Origin of the sequence: Thermogemmatispora sp., from assembly GCF_042408735.1 — a bacterium.
GTDB lineage: Bacteria > Chloroflexota > Ktedonobacteria > Ktedonobacterales > Ktedonobacteraceae > Thermogemmatispora.
On the sequence record NZ_JBHOQV010000134.1, the window covers coordinates 23,302 to 30,011 of the forward strand.

Annotated in this window: 5 protein-coding genes; all 5 read right to left on the bottom strand. The window is 60.9% G+C overall.

The genetic code is table 11. The annotated features are described in order from the left end of the window. Window positions 1-81: 81 nt before the first annotated feature. Entirely contained in the window at window positions 82-951 is an 870-nt protein-coding gene (locus ACFMO7_RS13840; RefSeq protein WP_376796075.1) for a phosphodiester glycosidase family protein, read from the bottom strand. A gap of 237 nt (window positions 952-1,188) precedes the next feature. Continuing rightward, window positions 1,189-2,028, bottom strand: a complete 840-nt coding sequence (locus ACFMO7_RS13845) for a type 1 glutamine amidotransferase (RefSeq protein ID WP_376796076.1) — start codon at window positions 2,026-2,028, stop codon at window positions 1,189-1,191. 6 nt (window positions 2,029-2,034) lie between these two features. After that, window positions 2,035-3,474 carry a MurT ligase domain-containing protein gene (locus ACFMO7_RS13850; RefSeq protein WP_376796077.1) on the bottom strand — a complete coding sequence of 480 codons (1,440 nt, stop codon included), beginning with the start codon at window positions 3,472-3,474 and terminating at the stop codon, window positions 2,035-2,037. A gap of 356 nt (window positions 3,475-3,830) precedes the next feature. Next, on the bottom strand, window positions 3,831-5,288 hold the full coding sequence (gene proS / locus ACFMO7_RS13855) for a proline--tRNA ligase (protein ID WP_376796078.1): 1,458 nt from the start codon (window positions 5,286-5,288) through the stop codon (window positions 3,831-3,833). Window positions 5,289-5,905: 617 nt separating this feature from the next. Beyond that, a complete protein-coding gene (locus ACFMO7_RS13860; RefSeq protein ID WP_376796079.1) occupies window positions 5,906-6,241 on the bottom strand; it encodes a tRNA-binding protein in 336 nt (111 codons plus the stop codon). Window positions 6,242-6,710: the final 469 nt, after the last annotated feature.

Below are 6,710 nucleotides of genomic sequence, written 5' to 3' on the forward strand. Positions count from 1 at the left end.
GTTCAAGTGCCAGAGAGCCGGCGTTTCCAGGCAGGGCGGAGGATGGGGCGCGGACGCCGTGGGCCGCCGCGGCGAGAGGCGTTAGCGCGGTTGCAGCACAAGGGCGATGGGCACCGGCGTCAGCGAGTCCACCCCAAAGCGCTGGCCTCCGGCGTTCAGATACAGTCCTGTCGACGAGCCGCCGTCAAGGTTGAGGGCCACATCGATCTGCAGGTCAGAGGCCAGCAGCAAATCGTCAAACTCGTCTAACGAGAAGGCGGCTTCGGGACTGACGATGAAAAGGAGGCGTCCCTCCTTATCGAAGGCCACTACCGTCCGTCGGTTACTTGAGGCATCGGCGTCAAACTGGGTACGCTTAGCGCCCGGCAGGACCAGCATGGGCGATGACTGGGTGGCCTGCTGAAGCTGCTCGCCAGCACTGTAAGGGTACTGGCTTAAAGAGCGGAGGTGAATGGCTCCCTGGCCGTCGACGTAGAGCATGCCCCCAAAGCCACGGTAGGAGGTGCCGTAAACCTGGCCATCGGAGATAACCAGACCCGTGGCCTGCCCCTGATCGTTGAAATAGCCCCCATTGACGACCGCCAGCGCCCCTTTCTCCTGCTTGAGCCAGTCACTAATGAAATGCGGTGCCGAGGGGCTGTAGAGCACCCGCAAGGCGATATGTCGCGGATCGAAGCGGGTGATCATGACGGTGTCCTCATTGCCACTCGGTCCTTTCCAGTGCTCATAGCGTAGCTCGACGCCTGTGGCGAGCGTCAGCCAGCGATCCAGCGGGCGACCGGTCCCATCGGCGGAGGCCAACGCGGTAGGAGAGGGCGTACCTGGCCCGGTCACACTAATGCTGATCGGTATTTGACAGGCCGTCATGAGCCAGGCACTCAGGAACAGCCATTGGAGCAACAGCCAGAAAAACCCTTTCCTGCCTTTGTCTCTGCCGCTCATCCAGGGCATAACAAGAGTTCCCTTCCTGCCACAATGATAAGTAATAATCAGCTCTTACGGCCTGCTCTCAAGCCATCACCGGACCCGTCAGGTCAGGAGGGCAGAGCAGAGCCGGCCTGATCGATCCGATCCATGCTCATCCGGGCCGGTAGCAGCCTTCAGATAACAGGGCGCGTCAGGCCCTACACCGTGGGCGAACCAGTCGGCGCGGCGCGCAAGCATAGCACAGCACAGCAGCGCAGTGAGCTAGAGGGAGCGCGGAGAAGAGCCAGGAGAGAGGCGTTCGCGCCAGGGAGTGGCATCGATAGCCGAGACTGTCCCCTTAAAAGCCATCGCCAGCTTGAAGGCCGCGGCGTGGGCCGCCTGCTCCGCCGAGTCATCCAGAGGCGGCAGTGCAACTTGCCCGTAGCGCCGCGCCAGCGCGCGCATAATCAGCAGATCGGTGAACCAGGGATTCTTTGGCAGGACAGGCCCATGCAAATAGGTGCCGAAAACATTTTTATAGACCGCCCCCTCATAGCCATCTTTGCCATTATTGCCCCAACCGGCCAGGACCCGGCCCAGCGGCTGGGCTCCCGGACCCAGATAGGTCCGCCCACTATGGTTCTCGTAGCCGACCAGCACCTGCTTGCCGCATTCAGGAAAGTCACACTCGATAGCGATATGGGTCATGAAGCGGGTGCTACCACCCTCGGTATGCAGATCGAGGATGCCCACACCCTTCAGCTCGGGGCCTTCGAAGGGCTTGTATGAGTGCCCCAATAGCTGGTAACCAGCGCAGACGGCCAGGAAGACAGTATTGGACTCGGCAGCTTCGCGCAGCGAAGGGGCCTTGGCCTCCAGGTCGCGAGCAGCCACTTCCATCTCCCGATCGGCGCCGCCATGGAAGAGAATCAGATCGTACTGCGTGAAGTCCGGCGTCTGCTTGACAAAGATCTGGTCGATGGCCGTCTTGATGCCGCGCCACTTGCAGCGCTTGACAATGGCAAAAAGGTTACCGCGGTCGGCGGCCACGCTCATCAGCTGCGGATAGAGATGCCCAATGCGCAAGACCAGACGTGTATCTTTTCCCTGCTCATTCGTCATGTCTGCTTACTCCTCCCAATAGGGCTTGACCCAGCCGCGCTTCTGCATGATGCGACGCAGCTCCTGCGTTGGCGTATAGCTGGCCATGATGTAGAGCGTTCCGCCCGGGCCAGCGTTCTGCAGCGCCGCGTCGAGCGCCGCCTCGCGCTCATGGACGATACGTACGCGATCGAGCGGCACCTCAGCATATTTGAGACGCATAGCCAGTTCTTCGGCCTTGGTCCCGCTGCAGATCACGTCGGCCACCTGGGGCGAGATCTCCTCAAGATCCACATCCCAGAGCCAGGCGAAATCTTCGCCGTCGACAACCGTGTTACTGGCGACCAGCAGGAGGTGTTTCTCGCCCGGATGCTGGGCAATCAGGCGCAGCACTAGATTGAAAGAGGTAGGATTTTTGACAAAGGCCAGGTAGACAGTCTGATCCCCAGCCTGGATCTTCTCCAGGCGTCCGAAAGCGGTACGAATATTGCTGAGGGCCGCCGGGACTTTCTCGACGCCGAAGCCGGCCGCGATCGAGGCGGCGATGGCGGCGGCAGCGTTGTAGACATTGTGCACCCCGGGCAGCGGCAGCGTTAGCTCCAACTGACCCAGCGGTGTCTGCAGCGTCACCTGTGTGGGTCCATCGCCCCGCGGGTCCAGGCGGATCGAGGTGGCAGCCACATCCAAAGGCGGCAGCTCGTAGCCGCAGTTGGGACAGCGATACAGCCCCAGATGGGAGAGATAGGCCACTTCGTAGACCAGGTCCTCGTTGCAGCGAATGCAACGAATGACGTCAGCAGCATGCTCGGGCACAGGGCGACCGACGTCGGTGGTATGCAGGCCGAAGTAGAGCTTCTTAGCGCGAGCCTGCTGCCCAAAGCTGGCCACCTGGGGATCATTGCCGTTCAGGACGATCGTGGCCGTCTCCGGCAGGCTCTCCAGCAGCTTATCAAGAGCTTTCGCTACCGAATACAGCTCACCATAGCGATCAAGCTGGTCGCGGAAGATATTGGTAATGACCACCACATCGGGCTGAATCTCGGGCATGGCCACGGGCATGGTGCCCTCGTCGATCTCAAAGAGCAAAAGATCGCTATCGAGTCGCCCGAAGATATCCGCGAAATTGACGACCACGGAGGTCACACCCTGCAACAGGTTCGAGCCGGTGCGATTATGAGAAACGCGCCGACCGCTGGCATCGGCGATGGCGGCGGTCATGCGCGCGGTAGTGGTTTTGCCATTGCTGCCGGTAATAACGATTTTGCTGGCTGCGGTAGCCGCCATAACGGAGCGGAGCACGTTGGGATCGATACGCCGTGCGATCATGCCCGGCAGGCTTGTGCCGCCGCCGATGCGGAAGAGGCGGCCCGAGGCCCCCGCCAGCTTACCGGCGGAGATAGCCAGGGCCAGGCGAGCACGGCCCGGCCAAGAGATTCCCCCGCCACCAGGTTTTGAGTAGTCTGCCATACGAAAAGAGCCTCCCAGCACTCAAGGCGGATAGTTCATCGTGAGCAGTATAACAAAGGAGGCTCAGGTGGGCAAGTCAGATAGGTCTTCTTGCTGGCTTTCTGCCAGCCAGCCAGCAAGTTCGCTTCATCGCCCCCGGGGATGGCGACGGTCCGGTTGGGGCCCCGTCGAGCCTTGGTTTCGGCTCAGGTTTCTCACCGGTAGGCAAGGCGCTGGGGAGTCCTCGGCCTGACATCCTCCCTCAGCGCCCCTCAGCAGGCAGGAAGGCGGGCAGAGAGGCGGGAACATCTCAGCGCCTAGGCGTGGCGGTAATGCCGAGGCCCCTCTTCCTGCCAGCCGCCCAGCGCTCAACTCAATCAGTAGGAGCGGGCAAAGATGGCCTCACAGGTGGCTGGCTTCCCTGTATAGAAGCACTTCCCCTGGACGCCGCCCTCGGGCTGATCAAAGGGGATTACACGCAGCGTTGCCTTTGTCTCCTCCTTGATTGCCAGCTCAGCCTCGCTATCCTCTGCCCATTTGACGCGCACAAAGCCGCGTTTCTCGCTCATAATCTCCTTAAACTCGTCGTAGGTCTCGGCGTAGTAGGTATGCTCCTCGCGGAAGGCCAGGGCCCGCTGGAAGAGGGCCTGCTGCAACTCCTCCAGCAGCTCCGGCAGGCGTGTCTCCAGGGCATCGATGGCCACGGTCTCTTTGGCGCGGTTATCGCGGCGCACCAGCACTACGCTATTGTTCTGCAGATCGCGCGGGCCGATCTCAATACGCACCGGCACTCCGCGTAGCTCCCACTCATTGAACTTCCAGCCAGGAGTATTCTCGCTCAGATCAACCTTCAGGCGCACCTTCCCCTTAAGCATGCGCTCGATGCGTCCGATGGCCTCCATAATGGCCGCCTGATCGGCATCCTTGCGCCAGATCGGCACCACCACGGCCTGATAGGGGGCGACGCGCGGAGGCAAGATCAGGCCAGACTCATCTCCATGCACCATAATAATGGCGCCGATGATGCGCGTGCTCAGGCCCCAGCTCGTTGTCGCGCAATACTTGCGCTGGCCATCGGAATCCAGATACTGGATATCGAAGCTCCGGGCGAAGTTATGGCCCAGATTATGGCTGGTAGCCGACTGCAGAGCCTTGCCGTCGCGCATCATGGCCTCCAGCGAATAGGTGCGCAAGGCCCCCGCAAACTTCTCATTCTCGCTCTTGCGTCCATGAAAGACGGGAATCGCCAGGTCTTCCTGGACAAACGAGCGGTAGACTTCGAGCATCAGGCGCGTGCGCTCCTCGGCCTCTTCCAGGGTGCGGTGGGCCGTGTGGCCCTCCTGCCAGAGGAACTCCGCGGTGCGCAGGAAGAGCACCGTGCGCTTCTCCCAACGCATCACATTGTTCCAGAGGTTGATCAGGAGCGGCAGATCGCGATAGCTTTGAATCCACTTAGCGAAGCTATAGCCGATGATGGTCTCGCTGGTGGGACGAATGGCCAGAGGCTCCTCCAGCTCCTCGCCACCGCCGCGCGTCACCCAGGCCACTTCGGGGGCAAAGCCTTCCACGTGCTCGGCCTCGCGCTCCAGAAAGCTGCGCGGGATCAGCAGGGGAAAGTAGGCATTCATCACCCCGGTTTCTTTAAAGCGAGCATCCAGCAGGCGCTGAACATGCTCCCAGATGGCATAGCCGTAAGGGCGAATAATCATGCAGCCGCGCACCGGCGCATAATCGGCCAGCTCGGCCTTACGCACCACCTGGTTGTACCAACGCGAAAAATCGTCGCTCTGGTCGACAAGCTCCTCGACGTACTTCTCCTTTGCTCCTTCGGCCATAGTGAAGAACACCCTTTCTCTCGCAGAGAGCAGACAGCACCAACAGATAGCATGAGACAGTAGATGAACAGAAGGGAGCCGGCCCAATAAAAAAACTCGCCCTTTGGACAAGGACGAGCACCGAGACCCGTGGTACCACCTTACTTGAGCTACCTCTCGCGAGATAGCTCCACTCGTACGACCAGGTAAGGCAGCCGGGCCGCTTCCGCCGCAGCTTGCTCCAGCCCGCTCGTCCCACTTCTTCATCGCCTCTCTCCCCACACCGCTCAACCAATCGGACCGGCCTGGCGCGCATGCAGCCGGGATCTGCCTGGCAGACAGCCCTGATCGCCTCCTCCGCTAACGGAGAGGGAACCGGTCGACTCCTCGCCGACGCTCTCAGGTGGGTTCAGCGCGGTCACATTCGCCGGCTCACACCATCCCGGCTCGCTGTTGAACGGTCACCACGCCTACTGGTCCTGATCATCGCACTCCAGTATACTCGCTCTGGCCGGACTGAGGGGCCAGCCGCGCTTCGCTCTGTTGTCTGGCGCTCAGGATACACCTTTTTGCTGTGGGCTGTCAAGCAGGAGAGGGAGCAGCCCGGGCAAGAGGCCAGACAGAGCTGTCCCGCCTCCTCAAAACATGCGTCCTCCAGGGGGAACCTCCCTGGTCGGGGTCAACAGGATGACCTTCCCATCGGCATCGGGGACGCCCAGGGTCAGCACTTCCGAGCGGAAGGGGCCGATCTGTTTGGGCGGGAAGTTGACCACCGCTACCACTTGCATACCGAGCAGCTCTTCTTTGGCGTAGTTGGTGATCTGCGCCGACGAGCGCTTGATGCCGATCTCAGGACCAAAGTCGATGGTCAGCTTGTAAGCAGGCTTGCGCGCTTGAGGGAAGTCTTCGACGGCGATGATTTTGCCCACGCGAATATCGACTTTTTCGAAATCTTCATAGCTGATGGTGGCCATAGCTACGAACTTCCTCCTTCTGTTGTGGGTGCTCCGCCGCGTCTTCTTCTGCCGCCGCGGCCCCCGCGTGGCGCCTATTATAGCACAGGGCCTGGTCGCTGGCAGCCGCCGCCCTTATCCGGCGCCAGAGCGTCCAGAGGAGACGCGACCTTCTCCCCCTTCCCTCAAGCCAGCCAGGCAGGCACAAGAAAAAAACACCCGGACCGGCGATCCTTCGCGCGATCCGGGTGCCTCCGGATGGTATGGTCCAAGCAGAATGGGTACGCCAGAACACACAACTGTCGATCAGCTCAGGCCGCTGCTCTCACCTCCCGTTCCAGTTGGAGTATCATGACAGAGATCATGTGCGTGCAAATCGTGTGCCAATCCGCCGGCTAGAGAAGCCGCATCGCAACTGCTTCGTTGTGCAGGGCCTCTATCGTTACACCAGGATCATACGCCGAGAAATTCAAGAAAGTATGGGGAAGTT

Excerpts from the sequence above, each read along its gene's own strand:
- ACFMO7_RS13860 (WP_376796079.1), bottom strand. The coding sequence starts at position 6,241 with ATGGCCACCATCAGCTATGAAGATTTCGAAAAAGTCGATATTCGCGTG.
- proS (WP_376796078.1), bottom strand. The coding sequence starts at position 5,288 with ATGGCCGAAGGAGCAAAGGAGAAGTACGTCGAGGAGCTTGTCGACCAG.
- ACFMO7_RS13850 (WP_376796077.1), bottom strand. The coding sequence starts at position 3,474 with ATGGCAGACTACTCAAAACCTGGTGGCGGGGGAATCTCTTGGCCGGGC.
- ACFMO7_RS13845 (WP_376796076.1), bottom strand. The coding sequence starts at position 2,028 with ATGACGAATGAGCAGGGAAAAGATACACGTCTGGTCTTGCGCATTGGG.
- ACFMO7_RS13840 (WP_376796075.1), bottom strand. The coding sequence starts at position 951 with ATGCCCTGGATGAGCGGCAGAGACAAAGGCAGGAAAGGGTTTTTCTGG.